Annotated in this window: 15 protein-coding genes; 13 read left to right on the top strand and 2 right to left on the bottom strand. The window is 45.1% G+C overall.

Annotation, left to right across the window (positions count from 1 at the left end):
• The first annotated feature begins 27 nt into the window (after positions 1-27).
• From B9G69_RS06120 to B9G69_RS06070, 11 genes are all read left to right on the top strand, one after another.
• Complete coding sequence (locus tag B9G69_RS06120) at positions 28-2,145, top strand: PQQ-dependent sugar dehydrogenase (RefSeq protein WP_088615614.1); 2,118 nt, start codon at positions 28-30, stop codon at positions 2,143-2,145.
• A gap of 10 nt (positions 2,146-2,155) precedes the next feature.
• Complete coding sequence (locus tag B9G69_RS06115; protein WP_088615613.1) at positions 2,156-3,364, top strand: MFS transporter; 1,209 nt, start codon at positions 2,156-2,158, stop codon at positions 3,362-3,364.
• Between the two features lie 223 nt (positions 3,365-3,587).
• Positions 3,588-4,175 carry a diacylglycerol/polyprenol kinase family protein gene (locus B9G69_RS06110; RefSeq protein WP_265438007.1) on the top strand — a complete coding sequence of 196 codons (588 nt, stop codon included), beginning with the start codon at positions 3,588-3,590 and terminating at the stop codon, positions 4,173-4,175.
• A 9-nt stretch (positions 4,176-4,184) separates the two neighbouring features.
• Positions 4,185-5,045, top strand: a complete 861-nt coding sequence (gene pssA, locus B9G69_RS06105; RefSeq protein WP_088615611.1) for a CDP-diacylglycerol--serine O-phosphatidyltransferase — start codon at positions 4,185-4,187, stop codon at positions 5,043-5,045.
• Complete coding sequence (locus B9G69_RS06100) at positions 5,029-6,036, top strand: aspartate-semialdehyde dehydrogenase (protein WP_088615610.1); 1,008 nt, start codon at positions 5,029-5,031, stop codon at positions 6,034-6,036. Before pssA ends, B9G69_RS06100 begins: the two co-directional genes overlap by 17 nt.
• 156 nt (positions 6,037-6,192) lie before the next feature.
• Entirely contained in the window at positions 6,193-7,470 is a 1,278-nt protein-coding gene (locus B9G69_RS06095) for a CFI-box-CTERM domain-containing protein (protein WP_217897696.1), read from the top strand.
• Positions 7,467-8,636, top strand: coding sequence for an autotransporter outer membrane beta-barrel domain-containing protein (locus B9G69_RS06090; protein WP_088615608.1), 1,170 nt, complete (start codon positions 7,467-7,469; stop codon positions 8,634-8,636). The genes B9G69_RS06095 and B9G69_RS06090 overlap by 4 nt, the downstream gene beginning before the upstream one ends.
• 163 nt (positions 8,637-8,799) lie before the next feature.
• A complete protein-coding gene (gene truA / locus B9G69_RS06085; RefSeq protein ID WP_088615607.1) occupies positions 8,800-9,591 on the top strand; it encodes a tRNA pseudouridine(38-40) synthase TruA in 792 nt (263 codons plus the stop codon).
• A gap of 115 nt (positions 9,592-9,706) precedes the next feature.
• On the top strand, positions 9,707-10,147 hold the full coding sequence (rplM, locus tag B9G69_RS06080) for a 50S ribosomal protein L13 (protein WP_088615606.1): 441 nt from the start codon (positions 9,707-9,709) through the stop codon (positions 10,145-10,147).
• Positions 10,148-10,163: 16 nt separating this feature from the next.
• A complete protein-coding gene (rpsI, locus tag B9G69_RS06075; protein ID WP_088615605.1) occupies positions 10,164-10,562 on the top strand; it encodes a 30S ribosomal protein S9 in 399 nt (132 codons plus the stop codon).
• Between the two features lie 178 nt (positions 10,563-10,740).
• Positions 10,741-11,217 carry a hypothetical protein gene (locus tag B9G69_RS06070; RefSeq protein WP_088615604.1) on the top strand — a complete coding sequence of 159 codons (477 nt, stop codon included), beginning with the start codon at positions 10,741-10,743 and terminating at the stop codon, positions 11,215-11,217.
• On the opposite strand, the gene B9G69_RS06065 is transcribed toward B9G69_RS06070, so the two are convergent.
• Together B9G69_RS06065 and B9G69_RS06060 are read right to left on the bottom strand one after the other, a co-directional pair.
• Positions 11,214-13,346: a prolyl oligopeptidase family serine peptidase gene (locus B9G69_RS06065; protein ID WP_254916883.1), complete on the bottom strand. Its 2,133-nt coding sequence runs from the start codon at positions 13,344-13,346 to the stop codon at positions 11,214-11,216. The genes B9G69_RS06070 and B9G69_RS06065 overlap by 4 nt on opposite strands.
• Before the next feature lie 64 nt (positions 13,347-13,410).
• Entirely contained in the window at positions 13,411-14,850 is a 1,440-nt protein-coding gene (locus tag B9G69_RS06060; protein WP_254916882.1) for a methyl-accepting chemotaxis protein, read from the bottom strand.
• 262 nt (positions 14,851-15,112) lie between these two features.
• Here B9G69_RS06060 and B9G69_RS06055 point away from each other — a divergent pair, with 262 nt between their 5' ends.
• Together B9G69_RS06055 and B9G69_RS06050 are read left to right on the top strand one after the other, a co-directional pair.
• Positions 15,113-15,364 carry a hypothetical protein gene (locus B9G69_RS06055; protein ID WP_088615603.1) on the top strand — a complete coding sequence of 84 codons (252 nt, stop codon included), beginning with the start codon at positions 15,113-15,115 and terminating at the stop codon, positions 15,362-15,364.
• A gap of 22 nt (positions 15,365-15,386) precedes the next feature.
• Positions 15,387-16,730: a DUF3373 family protein gene (locus B9G69_RS06050; protein WP_088615602.1), complete on the top strand. Its 1,344-nt coding sequence runs from the start codon at positions 15,387-15,389 to the stop codon at positions 16,728-16,730.
• Positions 16,731-16,844: the final 114 nt, after the last annotated feature.

Genomic DNA, 16,844 nt, shown 5'->3' with positions numbered 1-16,844 from the left:
AAAAGAACCACCCACAGAGGATCTTTTATGCGCGTGTTGTTTTTAGCTGTCGTCGTAACTCTTGTTCAATGTACTTCCGTCAAAAACAATGATTCCGCCACCCGCTCTGCAGCTTCTACGAAAATGATCTTAGATAAAAGCGGTTACCTATACGATCCCACAGATCGTTCTTGCGATGGCTTTCCCCGTCTGATGGTTGAAACGATGCCAGGCACGTGTCTGGGCATGGTTCTGCCTCGTGATCGTGCTTTGGATCCAGCGACTCAAAAAGGATTCATTAAACCGCGCACGATTTTACAATTGCCAGGAGCTTTTCAATTTTTAGTCGTCGACATGGGAGGGTGGAGTCCCAAGAATGGCCGCTTGTTTTTGTTAAAGGCAGGCGCTTCGGGTACCTATGAGCTCTCATTGATTAAAGCGGGTTTGGATAACCCGCACGGTTTAAGGATGGGACCGGACGGTTTCATTTACATCGGCGAGAAAAATCAGATTTCAAAGTTTCATTTTGTAAATGGCAAAATCGCTGATTGGCGCTTGGTATTTGGAAATATGCCTCGGAAAGAAGGCTATATGCATCCACTTTCGCAGTTCACGTTCGATCCACGTAACGGGGATTTATACATAAATTCTGGATCTCCAAGTGATCACTGTATTGTAGAAGGTACGGGAGAATATAAATATTGTTCCGAAGACCAAGCTCAAGGAAATGGCGCAATCTATCGCATTCCTGCGCAAAAGCTAAAAAATATGGGACCAGAAGGCGTAGAGGTTTTTGAATACGCAGCTGCGGGCTTAAGAAATTCAATGGCGATGGTTGTCTCAAGTGCAGGCTACTTAGTTCAAGGTGAAAACAGCCGTGATTTCCCCGAGCTTGAAGAACCCTACGAAGAGATGAATGTAATTGATTTGAATGACGGCCGTATCGCGCACTTCGGATGGCCTTATTGTTATGACTTCCATGCGACTTCTCCAGAGTGGGAGTTTCCTGAAAATAAAAACCTGCCGATTCACAAGCAGTTCAGAAAACCTGTGGATTGCAGCGTGAAAGAGGGTCGTCGTATGGGAGAGTATCAAGCTCCCTACATCCTAATGCCTCCCCATGTGGCGCCTTTGCATATGGATTACTATCGTGGCAGCATGTTCAGCGATATTTTAGGCGGAAAACTTTTGGTAACGTGGCACGGATATCAGCCCAGCGGGCAAAGACTTGTAGCTTATAACGTTGACGAAAAAGGGCTTCCAGTTTTGGATTCGTCCGCAGCAAATGCTCGTTATCAGTTTAATCAGCCCGGAACTTGCCCCGTATCCAAACCCTTCCAACCTCGCGGAGGTATGGATCGTCATGCGACGTACACAGAAGTAATTTCAAAATGGAATGAAGTTAAAGGTATTCGTCCGAAAGGTGCACCTGTCGGCTTTACAGAAGCAAGTGATGGTTCGATCTGGATTGTTGAAGACCGAGAGAATCGCACGATCGTAAGACTTGCAAGAACTCAGAATGCAAACTATCGCGAAGCCTGTGATCGTTCTGCAGCAAGTTTCGATCCGCAAGTGCAAATGTTAGCATGGAGATCGGCAGTAAAATCAAACCCAGAACTTGATAAAGGTTATCAAGTCATTCAATCGCAATTGATTCAGAAATACTGCACAGGTTGTCACGGAAACTTGCAAGTCGATGACATCGCGAAAGATCGGTTTAGCAATTTGGATTTCTTGGTTAAGAATGGTTGGATTGTCCCACAGGATTTAGAACACAGTAAGGCATATGGCGCCATTGCTCGTCTTGAAGGTTACACTCCGATGCCGCCCCTTGATAAGCCACAGTTTTTCGGAACGCCTGAGGGACAACAGCTCAATTTGCTTCTGTCGAAGTGGTTAAACGCCCTTCCGAAAGACATTGATTTAAGCTATGCCAAATACACGGCCAAAGATAAACGGAATATTCGTCTTCAGCCAACAACGACAGCCAAAGCTTGCGGTCAGTTGAATCCTGGAGATATTGTGTATGTCGATCCAAGACTAAGCAAAGTAGTCTCACAAGATGGCTACAAGTGGAGTCGAGTGTATATGGTTCCTGCGCACAGCCGGCTGTTCAAAGGCGCGTGCCCTGCTCCCGAAGACGGTGTGTATTACATAGCTCAATAGAAAGTTCGTCATGATCAAAGCCCTTAAGCAACCGCAGCTACAACGTCTTTGGGTCGGGCAGGCCTTTTCATCGGTCGGTGATGAAATCTATCGAGTAGGACTAACTTGGTTCGCAGTGAACTTAATGGGTTCCAACACGGGATACTTGGCAGCTGGTCAAACAGCTTCGTTGATGCTTTTAAGTTTTATCGGGGGAAAATGGGCAGATCGCTGGAATCCGCATCATACTATGTTTCGTGTGGATTTAATACGCATGGTGATCGTGTTAATTCCCGTATTAATTTCCTTTTTTACGGAAGTGCCACTGTCTTTACTGATTGTTATGGCATTGGTTTTATCTGCCTTAAGTGCTTTTTTTGATCCGGCCACACAGGCGACAATTCCACTTTTAGCAAAAGACATTGAAACTCTTCAATCCACCAATGGGTTAATGGGTACAACCATTCGCGGTGCGCGTATGGTGGGACCTGCGGTGGTGGGGTTGCTTGCTGCTGTTGTTCCAATGATTCATTTCTTCACTATTGATGCGATAACTTTTTTGATTTCCGCATTATCTGTCAAATCACTCAAAAAATATTTACCTGAACATGTGCCATCACCAAAAATGCGCATCGGTTTTACGGATGCTGTGATGAGTGGATTTCGTCTGATTCAGGGGCGCCAAGGAATGATGTACGTCTTTATCTCCAGAGCGTTGACATCAGGGGCATGGAATTTATCGATTATCGTGGGTTTTGCATTGCTGATTCATCAAGTATCGGGTGGTGATGCACGGATGTTTGGTTTGGTGATGGCCTCTTACGGCGTGGGTAATTTGACGGGAGCACTTTATTTTGGAAATCGCTCCAGAGCAGGTCACAAATTGTTGTGGTTGATGTACGTCGGATATTTGCTTTGGGGAGTGGGAATCGCAGCAGTGGGAATGGCGCCCACAGTGGCCTGGATTACGGTGGCATCAATATTTACAGGATTCATGGGACCTTTAAATGATTTGGCATTTATTGATCTTATGCAAAGAACGTTTGCTGTTTCAGATCTGACAAAAGTATTTCGACTGCGCATGGCTTTAGAATCTTTGGGTACATTAGTGTTTACGCTGGCGTCACCGTGGCTCATTCAAATAAGTTCAATCCGAGTAGTAATGGTAGGTTGCGGAGTGGTTTGGATTGTTTGTGGGGGAACAGGTTTGTTATTAAAAACCTCTCCTAAGTCTTTGTAGCAAAGTCCATAAATGCTGAAATTTAACACATAATTTGCCCTGGCAGATTTGCATTAACTAAGATAATTCATAAGGTTGATGCGTGCGGCTAGAGTAATATCATTTAAATTGATCATTCTCGGTCGAGCCTTTAAGTTGAGCACGAATGATTACAGAAGGACTCTTTAATTTGGTAGATCTTAAGAAACGCTCGGACATTCACTATGCTCGAAAAATTTGGCATATGACGTCTGTCTTCGCCATGTTTTTGGCATATGTGTTTTTGCCACCGAATGTTTCCTTCATCTGTTTGGTTGTCGGCTGGCTTATCTTCGTTCCCTTCGATCTTTTGCGCCACCGTTACCCAGTTCTTAATGATTTCGCAGTTCATGCTTTCAAACCGATCATGCGTCAAAGCGAAGTAAAAAAGCTCGCGGGAACGACCTATTTGGTATCGGGAGTGCTGATTGTTTACGTTATCTTCCCGCGTCCTATTGTTGCCTTAACTTTGTTGTTCTTGGCTTTCGCGGATCCAATCGCTAGTTACTTTGGTATTCTTTATGGCAAAGATAAAATCTTTGGTCACAAATCGATTCAGGGTTTTATGGCTGCTTTCTTTGTATGCATGGCTCTGACGTTGGCTTATTTGCTATATCACAATTATCTAATGGATCGTGTGGTTGTGGTGAGTTTGTTAGCAGGTCTTGTGGGCGCATTCGCAGAATTAATCCCCATTGGAAAGCTTGATGACAACTTGACGTTGCCTTTGATGAGCGCGGTGGGCCTTTCTATCCTCTTTTATTTCTTTGGATTTTTCGCCAATGTCGGCTAAAACCGATACATGGCAAACGAAACTACAGTAAATTCGCATTTAGATACTGAAGAAGCACGCGCTCAGCGCATGCACATGTACATTTATATCCTTCCAAATTTGATGACGACAGGAAACCTATTCTCTGGTTTCTTCGCAGTTATTCAATCCATCAAAGGAAACTATCTTTGGGCTGCATACGCTATCGTAGTTGCGGCCGTGTTTGACCAATTGGACGGGCGTTTGGCTCGCCTGACTCGTTCGACTTCTAAATTCGGCGCAGAATACGATTCATTGTGTGACCTAGTCAGCTTCGGCATGGCTCCAGGAGTTTTGTTATTCTTGTGGGCGCTTCAACCATTTGGTCGTTTGGGATGGGTTGCTTGTTTCTTGTTCGTTGCTTGCGGAGCGCTTCGTTTGGCACGTTTCAACGTTCAAGCAAACGTTGTTGAGAAAAATTATTTCCAAGGTCTGCCAATCCCGATGGCGGCGGGTATCGTAGCTTCTTCGGTTTTGGCGTTCCAAGATCTGGAATTGGAACCAATGGGTAACTACGGCTTGTTAGTAATGACCATCCTGCTTGCGCTCGTGATGGTTTCTAACTTCCGTTTCCGCAGCTTTAAAGATTTGGATTTGAAAGAGCGTCTGCCATTCCGTTACCTGATCTTGGGTGTTGGCGTGTTGGTCGTTGTGGCACTTCGTCCCGAAGTAATGCTGTTTGTGCTGTTCATGGGCTACGCAGCTTTAGGAGCAGTCTTCGGTGTTTTCAAATTGGGTAAAAACATCCGTAAGATCAAGCCATCAGTTTATGCACCCGCATCTGTTCACGAAAGTGACTTGGTCGAAGAACTAGAAGAAGAAGAGACCAAGAAAGATGAAAAGAAAACTTAAAGTAGGCGTCGTCGGCGCGACCGGAATGGTCGGCCAAACTTTCATGACACTTCTCGAAGAGCGCGCATTTCCTATCTCGGAATTGCGCCCTTTTGCTTCTGAAAACTCCCTCGGAAAAAAGATTGAACTTCAAGGTCAGCAGTGGCCTTGCCAAGTTTTGAAAGACGGCTGCTTCGACGGTCTTGATCTTGTTTTCTTCTCTTCAGGTGATGACATTTCTGCAGAGTGGGCTCCGAAAGCTGTTAAAGCGGGTGCCTTTGCTGTTGATAACTCCGCTGCCTTCCGTATGGATCCAAACACGGTATTAATCGTTCCTGAAGTGAATGGCCATTTGGTGAATCAAGATTCAAAACCACAAATCATAGCGAATCCAAATTGCTCAACTATCCAATTGGTAGTAGCGCTAAAACCATTGTCTGAAAAATTTGGTTTGGATGAAGTGCGCGTCAGTACTTACCAAGCGGTCAGCGGTGCGGGTCAGGGTGGCCACGATGAGTTGATGGAGCAAACGTCCAAACACACTCAAGAAAAGCACGAGCCAAAAACTTTCCCGCATACAATCTTGTTCAACTGCATTCCGCAAATTGGTTCTTTCAATGACGAGGGCTTCTGCAGTGAAGAAGTCAAAATCATGAAAGAAACCCGCAAGATTTTAGGTCTGCCAAAATTGAAAGTTTCCGCCTTCACAGTTCGTATCCCTGCATTGAATGCTCACAGCGAATCTGTTTGGGTCACTTTAAAGAATGATACGACTCGCGAAGCAATTACTGAGGCGTTGTCATCTCATCAGGGCATCGTGGTGCAAGATGATCCTAAGAAAAGCGTTTATCCGCTGGCTCGCGACGTTTCCGGCAAGGACCCGGTTTATGTCGGCCGCATCCATCGTGATCCCGAAGATTCGAAGCTATGGATGATGTGGGTGGTATCTGACAACATCCGTAAGGGCGCAGCCTTAAACGGTATTCAAATCGCTGAACAGATTTTTTTCTAAGCCAGCCTGACTCATCTCAGGCGTATATAAATGATCCGACGAAGGTCTGGATGGGCTGGTTATTTTGACTAACGGCTCGTCGAGTGGTTCGATAGATATATGCGTCTGTTGAAGCTTTCCGCATTCATTTCAACATTTTTGATTTCATCCCTCGCGATGGCGACACTGACATATAATTCGGTCGGTGGCGTTTCGAATATTGATACGACGACAACTCCCACTAAACCCGTCATTTATGGTGGCTTTGCGGGAACCTGTCCTTCAGGTACGGATAGCAACAGCACTTGTGATACTTGCCAAGGCGGGACAGGAATGGCGGTATGTAACAAGAACGCTGTTTATCCATCCTTATATTTGACGATTGTGTTGAACACATCGTCGACAATTGCAAATACTTCTGATGTCACTGCAAAATTAGATTCCAATAATATATACCCCACGATCACTTTGGGGAGTGGAACGGTCACGCTGAAATTCCTGTGGTCGGATATCTGCGCAAAATCCAGCAATGGCAGCACAGCATGCGATCAAAATGTAACAGCTGACTTGGTCATCACGGCGGCTGGTTCTTCCAGTGGATCTGCGGCTGGAACATTTACTTTTCATATTGTAACATCCGTCGCAGATTCTGCTGATTTGACTTACATTGATTGTCCTACGGAAAATGAAACCCCGGCGGCGGGCTCGGGTTTTTGTCATTTTACGGCTTTCCCCGGTGATTCTAAAGTTTATGCGGATAACTTAGGTATTTCTGACAGCTATCCAACAAGCTCTGCAGGCGTGGATTATAAAAGTTTGATGTTTTTTTACGAACCTCAAATTCCTGCTGATGCAAACGATGCCGCGACAGTTGCTAGAATCACTAATAAGTCTCCGTCTTTTGAAATGAACATCAATAATACGGTTTCTCCGCCGACCGTCGATGAACGTATTACGGGATTATCCAATGGGACAACCTATTGCTTCATTATGGGTAATCGCGATTTGACAGGGAACATTTACTTTTTTACCCCAACGGGAGCGGCTTCTGGTGCGGTAGACCCAGCGACTCAATGTACAACTCCAGAAAAAGTTGTAGGTCTTTTGGATGATAAACACTGCTTTATCGCAACGGCAGCCTTCGGCAGTGACATGGCACCTGAAGTTCAGAGCTTCCGCGAATTCCGTAATGAATACTTGCTGCCTTATTCATGGGGCAAAACTTTCGTAAAGACATATTACAAATACAGTCCAAAATACGCAGCATTGATCTCACAAAGTGAAACCGCGAAAGTTTTGGTGCGCGGTGCTTTGTGGCCGCTTTTATTTTTTGCGCGCATGAGTGTGGCAATTGGATTCTGGTATGCGCTTGCGATCGTGGCATTTGGTGCATTGACATTGTGGGGATTGTACAGACGCCTGATCTTGGGGCAAAATGTTCGGGGTGAACTGTGAAATCACTTTGGTTAGTCTTGGTTGCATTACTTGCAGTCACAATGTTTCACACGGCAAACGCCCAAACGAAAGACTCTGCTCCTAAGGAGCCCCCTTTCGTTGAAGAAGAAGAATTTGATCTTCCGGCGACTCCGTTAAATCAGGCGACTCCAGCACAAGCAGATCCTCTAACTTCGGAAACTGACGATGCTGCAAGTATCGAAAATGAAATTCTGCAAAGTGGAGGAGAGCCCGTGGCACCTCCACCTGCGAATAGCACAGTTGATTTAAATAAAGATGTACCGGAAGCAGGATCGCAATCTGAAGATCTTTTGTTGGAAGAAGAACCACCCGTTATCGCCGCTCCATCCAATGAAATTCCCGCAAGCGAAATGCCTTTGGAAGAAGAGCCGCCAGTTCCAGTGAAAGCTGCAGCTCCAGTTTACAGTGACGACGTGGTTGCAAAATCAGCAGCGGGTGGAGTTCGTTACATCCATCACCCTCAAGCAGCTGTTGGTTTGATTCGTATCGAAAAAGACGGCACTTACGTTTATAAAACGAAAGACAAAGGTGAAGTTAAAACAACTGGTGGTTTCCGTATCGGCTCCATTGATGCGCCTAAGATTTATTCTGAAGACGAAACAAGCTTTGCTAAAATGTATAGCGATCAAGTTCCAGTGCTGATGTTTGATTACGATTGGCAGCCCTTTAAAATGTCCCAGAATTTCAAGATCCAAGCAGGCATCAACATTATGCTCGCTAACGGAAATGGACGTTTCGCTGAATCAGGACCATCCGGAAGTGACCCGACAGCCGGGGAAGCATCAAAAGAAGAGTACACTTTTGCGGCGATTCCTTTGAACGTAGGTTTTGCTTATCGATTCCAATATATGGATCGTCAAATTTTAGCTCCCTACGTAATTGGCGGCGGCTCCTATATTCCTGTAATCGAATATCGTGACGACGGTAAATCCACTAATGCGGTGGGAACTCCCGCAGCATACGGGGGCGGCGGTTTACTCATCAACGTGGGTGCAATCGATCGCGACACAGCCTTCACACTTCGCTCCGAATACGGTGTAACAAATCTGTGGGTCAGCCTAGAATACCGCTACCTAAAATCCTTCAGCGAAGACGTCGACTTCTCCTCAAACGTTATCTCAGCGGGACTTACTCTAGACTACTAACCGTTAGCCGGTGAAAAACCGTAAGCTGACGGGCGAGTTTCGACTTGCCAATTGCACGTCAGTCTCGCGTTAGTTATGTTTTCCCTGAAAAATCTGCCTCTCTCGACACTGTGGGTGAAGCAAAAGGTGCCAGGCACCTTTTTGTGTGCTACACCTTCGCGCTATGCAAACAACCAAAGTTAAATTCACAGTGGCATACGACGGCACAGGTTACTGTGGCTGGCAAAAACAGAAGCCCGAGGATCAGGTTTCTGTGGCCCAGGTTATCGAGAAGGCTTTGGAAAAAATCTTTAATGAAAAGATCACGCTGTTTGCATCAGGCAGAACTGATGCGGGCGTGCATGCCCTCAATCAGGTTTGTCACTTCTCCACGAGCCGTAAGATCGACCCGGCTAAAAAATGGGATATCTGTTGGGCGATAAATTCGCAGCTGCCTCCAGGGATAGTGGTGAAAAAGGCGTGGATTGCTCCCGAGGAGTTTCATTCCACGTTATCGGCGACCCATAAAACTTACCGCTATCTATTGTTGAATAAGCCCCGTCAAAGCGCCCATCTGGCCCGTTATGCAGCGTGGGAAAGAATGCCCATCGATATCGAGCACCTTCAGGCAAGTTCTAAATTTCTCTTGGGAAATCAAGATTTTAAGAGCTTTCAATCGGTCGGAACCCCGGTCAAAGACACTATCCGCGAGATCTATAAAGCTGACTGGGAATGGCGCAGACCCGGGGTTTTGCAGTTCACGGTGACCGGCAGTGGGTTCCTCAAACAGATGGTCCGCAATATTGTGGGGACCTCTTTGATGCTCGAGAAAAAGGACCTAAGTCCTGGATATATGAAGGAAATCATCGAAGCCAAGGACCGCAAAAAAGCCGGTCCGCCAGCTCCCGCTGAGGGCCTGTACCTTATGAAGGTTTATTATCCCAAGGACCTTGACAATGGGTGCCTAGAACTTTAAAACATCCCTTCCCGCAAACATAGTGTAAGAGCCCGTTGTTAAACTCAAACATCATATTTGCCGAATGTCCGGACGGTAAACCCGGGTATTCAAAAAGAAAACTGGAGACTCTCAAATGAAAACTTTCAATGCAAAAGCAGAAGAAGTTGAAAGAAAATGGTGGATCGTTGATGCCGCTGACCAAAAAGTTGGTCGTGTTGCTACTCACATCGCTACTATTCTTCGTGGTAAAAACAAAGCTATCTACACTCCGAACGTAGACACTGGTGACTTCGTTATCGTGATCAACACGGACAAGATGGAGCTTTCTGGAACTAAATGGGATGACAAAACTTACTACCGTCACTCTCGTTTCTTCGGTTCAATGAAAGAAATGACAGCAGCTCAAGCGAAAGAGAAAGATTCAACTTTCATCATTCACGAAGCTGTTCGCGGTATGCTTCCAACAAACAAGCTATCTCGTCATATCATCATGAAGATGAAAACTTACACTGGCGCTGAGCACCCACACGCTGCTCAAAAACCAGAACTTCTAACACTTCCAACTAAGAAGTAATTGGAGAGGATAGAAAATGGCAGCAACTGAAAAATTCTTTTATGCTACTGGAAGAAGAAAAACGTCATCAGCACGTGTTTTCTTGAAGCCTGGTAAAGGCACTATCACTATCAACGGTAAAAAATCTGAAGACTACCTTAGCCGTATGCAATCTCGCATGGTTATCGTTCAACCTTTGGATCTTTTGAACCAAATCGGTAAGTTCGACGCTAACATCACTGTTGCAGGTGGTGGTGAGTCTGGACAAGCTGGTGCGATCCGCTTGGGTATCACTCGTGCATTGATCGCTTTCAACCCAGAGTTCAAAGGAACTCTTAAGAAAGCTGGATTTGTTACTCGTGACCCTCGTATGGTTGAGCGTAAAAAATACGGTAAATCCGGCGCTCGTCGTAGATTCCAATACTCTAAACGTTAAAATTTGGAGTGTCCGAATCTGGACCAGAACAAGAAAGGGAGCCATTGGCTCCCTTTTTTTTTGGTTCAGACAGACGTGGAACCTGTGGGATCCAATGTTTATTTATAGGTAATGAAAGGCCCGTAATTGGGGCGTTTTCTTGATTAATGGTAATGTCCCTTTTTCCACTGAGGGATCCATGAAGTTAACTATCCGTTCGTTCGTATTTTCCATTGTTACATTTTGTAGTCTTCCCGTTTTTGCTGGGTTCGTGAATGATACCAGCACCGGAATCGTTGCGCTTGCAGGCGATTGTTCAATTATCAATGTTCAGGAAGCTTACTTTAGCTTATTCGGTGCAAGTGGCAGACTTGGAAAAGTTTTGGTAATCAAAGCGCAAATCAGAAACGATGCTTACGATAAAATTGTCCGTGTCACTCACGAGCATGGCTCACCGATCGTGGCAGAAAATACTCCAGGAGCGACTCGTGTACGTATTGAATATATGGGGCAACTTGGAAATATGGATCTGGTGGAAATCACGGACCGTACAGTCGGTATGGAGCTGTCTGGGCTTTACAGCGTGTCTGTGCAGATGAATTATCAGACGACAACATGTGTGTTTCAGGTGGATCGCAAGGCCGGGGATCGCCCAGCCTTTAATTATTATTTCTAGTTCTTTAGTTTTTCCCAAAGGTACGTAATCTTTAAAGACTCCCACAGAATGCTCTGTTCGATGTTCGCATTCCCGGCGTGGCCGCCTTCTATATTTTCATAATAGTATACTGGATGTTTTTGTTCCTTCATGCGAGCCACAAATTTACGGGCGTGACCTGGATGAACCCGGTCATCTTTTGTACTCGTCATCACAAGCACTTCTGGATACTTCGCTGCGGGACTTAGTTTTTGATAAGGCGAATATTTTAGAATCGCTTCACGCATTTCTGGGTCATCTGGATTTCCGTATTCGTCCATCCAACTCGCACCTGCCAATAGCTTGTGATAGCGAAGCATGTCTAACAGAGGGACGCCAATGATCGCAGCCTTGTATAAATCAGGACGTAAAGTCACAGTCGCGCCGACAAGCAGGCCGCCATTAGAGCCTCCGGAAATCGCTAAGTGTTCAGGGGAGGTTATCCCGCGAGCAATTAAATCTTCAGAGATTGCGATGTTGTCTTCGTACACCTTATAGCGATTTTCTTTGATCACAGCATGATGCCATTCAGGACCGAATTCTCCGCCACCGCGAAGATTTGTCAGTACGTAAACTCCACCCTTTTCAACCCACGTTTTTCCCAAAGCTCCCAGATAACTTGGTGTCATCGATACTTGGAATCCACCGTACCCATACTGCAAAGTTGGATTTTTGCCATCAAGCTTGATGTCTTTTTTGTGAACGACAAAGTAGGGAATCTTGGTTCCGTCTTTGCTGATGGCTTCAAAGCGTGATGTTGTTAAGTTTGAAGCATCGAAACGTTTAGAGGCTTGCTTCAACATTTTAAACTGATTTTTTGGATCCGTTGCATCGCCTATGTAGGTCGACGTTGGAGTCAAGAAATCCGTGTATGTGGCAAGATACTTATCAGAGTAGGGATCAGCATCATAGCAAGATGCCATTCCGTTTACTCCCAAAGGAATCGGTTCTGATTTCCAAATGTTTGGTGGAGTGAAGGTTAGTTTTTCCATTCGGCTAAGAACGTTGTCAGATATATCTAAAATCAGATGGTTTCTGGTTTGACTGCCACCCTGAAGAAAGCGTTTCTCTGTCGGCGCAAATACCAAATGAAGTTGATCAAGGGCTGCTTCGCCTTTTTCAAGGCTGTTAAGTGGTAAAGCGACCAAGCTGCCTGCTTTGAAGCCTTTGAAGGCAGAGCGAAGCTCGATGAGTAATTGCCCTTTGAAAAGAGAGTAGAGGTCCGCATCGTCAGGTTTAGGAATTAAAATTGATTTTCCGGACGAGTCATCAAACCAAACTTTCGATGCATAGAATCCTTTGCGGATAGAGCGGAAATAGAACGGTTTGTTATCGTCGTACAACGTGTACGAGTAGGCAGACATATCCGTTGTATTAGCTTCGAATAAGGTTTCGGCTGAGGATAGGGAGGTTCCACGCTTCCATTTTTTTACGATGCGAGGATACCCGGACGTTGTTAAAGACCCTGGGCCCCAGTCGGTCCCCACAAAAATCGTATCGTCATCTTTCCAAGAAGCATTTGTTTTGGCTTCGGGAATGATGAAGCCGTCTTTAACGAAAGACTTTGTTGTCATATCGAATTCGCGCACGACCGAGGCATCTTTCCCACCTCGGGAAAGGTAAACCAAAGCGCGATCATATTTCGGTCTGCGGAAAGAAGATCCTTTCCAAACCCAATTTTCATTTTCGGATTTTGCGAGGTTGTCTAAATCCAATATGACTTCCCATTTTGGATTTGGGCTTTGATAGCTTTCGATTGAAGTTTTTCGCCATAGACCGCGAACGTGCTTTTCATCTTGCCAAAAGTTGAAAAGCTCTCCATTGACCAAAGTCACACCGGGAACACGGTCTTTCGCAAAGAAGATTTTACGATTCTCAGCTTCGATGGTTTTGAAAAGTGGATTGCTCTTAAAATGGGTCACCGTCAGTGCATTTTCACTCTTAGCGAATTCCAACGGTTTTGTGCCTTCAACGTCTTCAAGCCACAAATACGGATCTTGTTGTTGATTTGTAGACATGGAATTCAGCTCCTTCTGAAGTGAGGAGCTTTTGCAGCCAGCGGCTAAGAAAACAGCGGCTAGCAAGAGATTCGATTTAGAAAGCGATTTCATTTGGGCTCCGATGTTGACCTAGAAATTAAAGATCAAACCGGAGCCACATACAAGGATTACAGAACTATGCTGCGGATTTTTTGTTCTCCCAGCCAGCTTTTTTCTGTCCTCTTAGCATCAAGTTGAGTTCATCTGTTGCCGCACTTAGAGACTCAGCTTCGCCCATCAGGACACTCGAAGATTGTGATAGGTCTTCCGCCACTGCAGCGTTTGTTTGTGTGGTCTTGTCGATTTCACTCATTGCTTGGCTCAGTTGTTTAATACCCAAAGCTTGCTGTTGGCAAGCATCAGAGATTTCACTATTCAATGCGGACACCTTCTCAATCGAAGAAATTATTTTAGTTAAAGCGGCGCCAGACTGGTCAGCGGTTTTAGTGCCTCGCTCAGCTTGTTGAACGCTCTCTTTAATAAGACCGCTGATTTCTTTCGCTGAATTGGCAGAACGTTGCGCTAGTGTTCTTACTGCGTCAGCTACAACCGCAAAGCCTTTGCCTTGTTCGCCTGCGCGAGCAGCTTCAACGGCTGCGTTCAATGCCAACAGATTTGTTTGGAAAGCAATGTCGTCGATAACTGAAATGATCTCTTCAATTTTTTTAGATCCTGAATAGATCTCTTTCATATACGTGATCAGACGTTCGATCTCGCGACCGCCTTCAGTAGCAGCTTTTGTGCTTTCTGTAGAAAGTTCTGCTGCTGTTTGCGCACCCTCGGCATTTCTTTGAATCATACTGGACATTTCCTCGATGGAAGCTACAGTTTCTTCAATAGAGGCTGCCTGAGTCGTGGAGGAATGGGAGAGCTTAACGTTAGATTCGGAAATGCTTTGAGATTTCGAAGTCGTTTCAACAACCGAGTGATGAACTCGTTCGACAACTTGGTTTAATGCGCTCACCAAGCGGTTTTGGAACAAGAAACCTAATCCAACAACGGAAACTACTAACGTACAAATCATGCCTAAAAGAAGTTTCTTTTTGTTCATGCTGTCTTTTTCGGCCGTCTCAAGCATTTCGGCTGTGCGCTTATCGACGTCGGTGGCGGCTTTGTCCAGTTTATCGAAAATCTTTTCAGCGATAGGGTTTAGGTTGTTCATGATTTTATTTGCAGAACTTTGAACATCATTTTTTGCAAGGGAGCTCTGAATGTCTTTCCAGGTTGCTTCGTATTTAGCAACGTCTTCATCAATCGTCTTACAATTATCGCCGCATTTTTCGCGCAGAGTTTTAAGTTCTTTGATAAATCCGCCCACAAGCTCCACGCGGATGTCGCGGGAATCTTTGTCGTTATCAGAAGCAATCGGCAGAATATTCGAATGAACTAATGCCATCGATTTAATTAGTTTGTTTTGGATCGAAAGCGATGAGATGCCGAACTCACTTGCTTTTCCAAGCGCGCTGATTGCTTGTTGGCTTGTATAAAAGAAAGCACATCCTACGAGTAGTACAAAAGATGCAGATGCAAACACGTACAACAAAAGTGATTTTCCGATGCCGATTTTCTTGAACACGCTGAACTCCTTAGCGGCTTAGCCACTCTGATAAATCGGAGTATTAAATGATTTACTTAACCGAATTTTGAACACATTAGCGTGTTGTAAACTCACATTCCCCTACGTTGGTCTCGTAAACGAAACGATTTTACGGATGAAAGTCAGAGGTGTCTCATACCAAAGTCCAGCTCCAATCCTTGACCTTCGTCAAACACTGTCAAGAACACCAAATTATGAGAAAAGTTTCACGCTTTATTTCGAACACCTAATTGGAGGATGTATGGCGAAATGGGTCGTGTCGACTCTAGGACTAGTATTGTTTCTTTCAGGTCATCAAGCGATGGCAGAAGGAAAAGTCGAGCAAGTTCAAGCTGCGGTTAAAAAAGCGTGCAGCAAAGACCTGGCAAATGATGAAGCTCTGAGACAAGTAAAAAATCTTTTCTTGTCTTGCGTACCGGGCGACAAAGTCGATGTGGATGGTTGCAAAGTTCCATGTCTAAAAGAAAACTCTGGCGCAGTTGTTGGTCAATAATCTTCTAAGGAATAAAAACATCATGAAAAACAATTTCAAAAAAATTTCGGCAGCATTCATCGCAGGTATGTTGATGGTTCCAACTGTAAACGCCGCGACTCTTGAAGAGCGCGTGGCAGAGTTGGAAGCAAATCAATCTCTGAATATCTTTAACTTCTCTGGTACGTTCATGACTCGCTATGATGACATCATCACTGCGAAACAGACTAAACCGAGCTCTGTGGCTAATCCGGCATTTGATAATAAAGATTTGAATTACATGCGTTTGAAGTTTCAATTTAATGCAGACGCAAATGTTTCAAAAAATATTAAATTCTATTCCAGAATGACGGCGTCAAAATTCTATAATGTGAGCTACGTAGAGGGTACTCAAGGGTCAACAAGCACCGGCGATCTAGGTGCACCAAACGCCTACGCAAACAGTGGTATGGTATTGGAGAAAGCGTATATGGACCTAACAGTTCCAGATACGAACTTTACTTTCTCCGTTGGACGTTTGCCGACGACAGGTGGACAGCCTTACAACTACTTGGATGGCCGTGCGCGTATGGGTACGTATCCACTGTTGGCATACAACTCGTATTTCGACGGTATGAGCTTAAGCTACAAGCTTGATGATTATATGCCTCAAGATAACAAGTTGGCATTGCGTTTGATCTATACTCCGCTGACGAATATTAACTTTGGCACGGCCGGTGCCGGCGGGATTTTCAATCCACCAACATCGGAGGCTGGAGCAAACGTTCCAACTCAGGCACCGATGGGTTCAGTTCAAGTTGACTACAGTGCAAACAACTGGGGTTGGGTTGGAAACTTTGGGGCAGTGTTGCAGTACCTGCAAACGAGCGATATTTATATCCCTGGAGCGGCAGCTATTCCTGCTGGTAACTCCTCTCTTAACATCAAAATTCAACAATGGACTTTGGCGACGGAGTTCAACAGCATTGGTGGATCGAACTTCGATTTGTCAGCAAGTTACTTGATGACTTCATTGGCAACTAGCGGATCTTTCGGCGCTCTTGGTGGTTTTGGTAACTCTACTGGCGCAAGTGAAGACATCACAGGAGCCAACACGCTGTTGTCTGCTCGTTACCGTCTAGGCACTTGGATTTTGGGTGCAGAATGGGCACACGGCGAAAAGAACTCTTTTTATTTCGCAACGGCAGCTGATGACTTGACGAACTTCTACGGTACTCCGGGTAACGCATATCACTTATACGTGACTAAAAAATTCACAGAGAATTTGGCGTTGCGTGTTGGTTACATGAGTCAAGCATATGACTACACAGATTTAAATATTGGTGCGACAGCGGATTCTGATCGTAAGATCGAAACTACATACGCAAATCTTCGTCTAGATTTCTAATCGAATCAGTTTTCGTTTCCTGATTTGATGAAGGCTCCTGCTTAGGCAGGGGCCTTTTTTTAGGTAACAGTTCCCTTTTTGTACTGCATTGCAGCCCTATGGGCGCAGTGCCCT

Source organism: Bdellovibrio sp. SKB1291214, assembly GCF_002209355.2.
Taxonomy (GTDB): Bacteria; Bdellovibrionota; Bdellovibrionia; order Bdellovibrionales; family Bdellovibrionaceae; genus Bdellovibrio.
The sequence above is the reverse complement of the archived record's forward strand: the minus strand, read 5'-3'. Positions and strand labels throughout refer to the sequence as shown.

Excerpts from the sequence above, each read along its gene's own strand:
- B9G69_RS06120 (WP_088615614.1), top strand. The coding sequence starts at position 28 with ATGCGCGTGTTGTTTTTAGCTGTCGTCGTAACTCTTGTTCAATGTACT.
- B9G69_RS06115 (WP_088615613.1), top strand. The coding sequence starts at position 2,156 with ATGATCAAAGCCCTTAAGCAACCGCAGCTACAACGTCTTTGGGTCGGG.
- B9G69_RS06110 (WP_265438007.1), top strand. The coding sequence starts at position 3,588 with ATGACGTCTGTCTTCGCCATGTTTTTGGCATATGTGTTTTTGCCACCG.
- pssA (WP_088615611.1), top strand. The coding sequence starts at position 4,185 with ATGGCAAACGAAACTACAGTAAATTCGCATTTAGATACTGAAGAAGCA.
- B9G69_RS06100 (WP_088615610.1), top strand. The coding sequence starts at position 5,029 with ATGAAAAGAAAACTTAAAGTAGGCGTCGTCGGCGCGACCGGAATGGTC.
- B9G69_RS06095 (WP_217897696.1), top strand. The coding sequence starts at position 6,193 with ATGGCGACACTGACATATAATTCGGTCGGTGGCGTTTCGAATATTGAT.
- truA (WP_088615607.1), top strand. The coding sequence starts at position 8,800 with ATGCAAACAACCAAAGTTAAATTCACAGTGGCATACGACGGCACAGGT.
- rplM (WP_088615606.1), top strand. The coding sequence starts at position 9,707 with ATGAAAACTTTCAATGCAAAAGCAGAAGAAGTTGAAAGAAAATGGTGG.
- rpsI (WP_088615605.1), top strand. The coding sequence starts at position 10,164 with ATGGCAGCAACTGAAAAATTCTTTTATGCTACTGGAAGAAGAAAAACG.
- B9G69_RS06070 (WP_088615604.1), top strand. The coding sequence starts at position 10,741 with ATGAAGTTAACTATCCGTTCGTTCGTATTTTCCATTGTTACATTTTGT.
- B9G69_RS06065 (WP_254916883.1), bottom strand. The coding sequence starts at position 13,346 with ATGAAATCGCTTTCTAAATCGAATCTCTTGCTAGCCGCTGTTTTCTTA.
- B9G69_RS06055 (WP_088615603.1), top strand. The coding sequence starts at position 15,113 with ATGGCGAAATGGGTCGTGTCGACTCTAGGACTAGTATTGTTTCTTTCA.
- B9G69_RS06050 (WP_088615602.1), top strand. The coding sequence starts at position 15,387 with ATGAAAAACAATTTCAAAAAAATTTCGGCAGCATTCATCGCAGGTATG.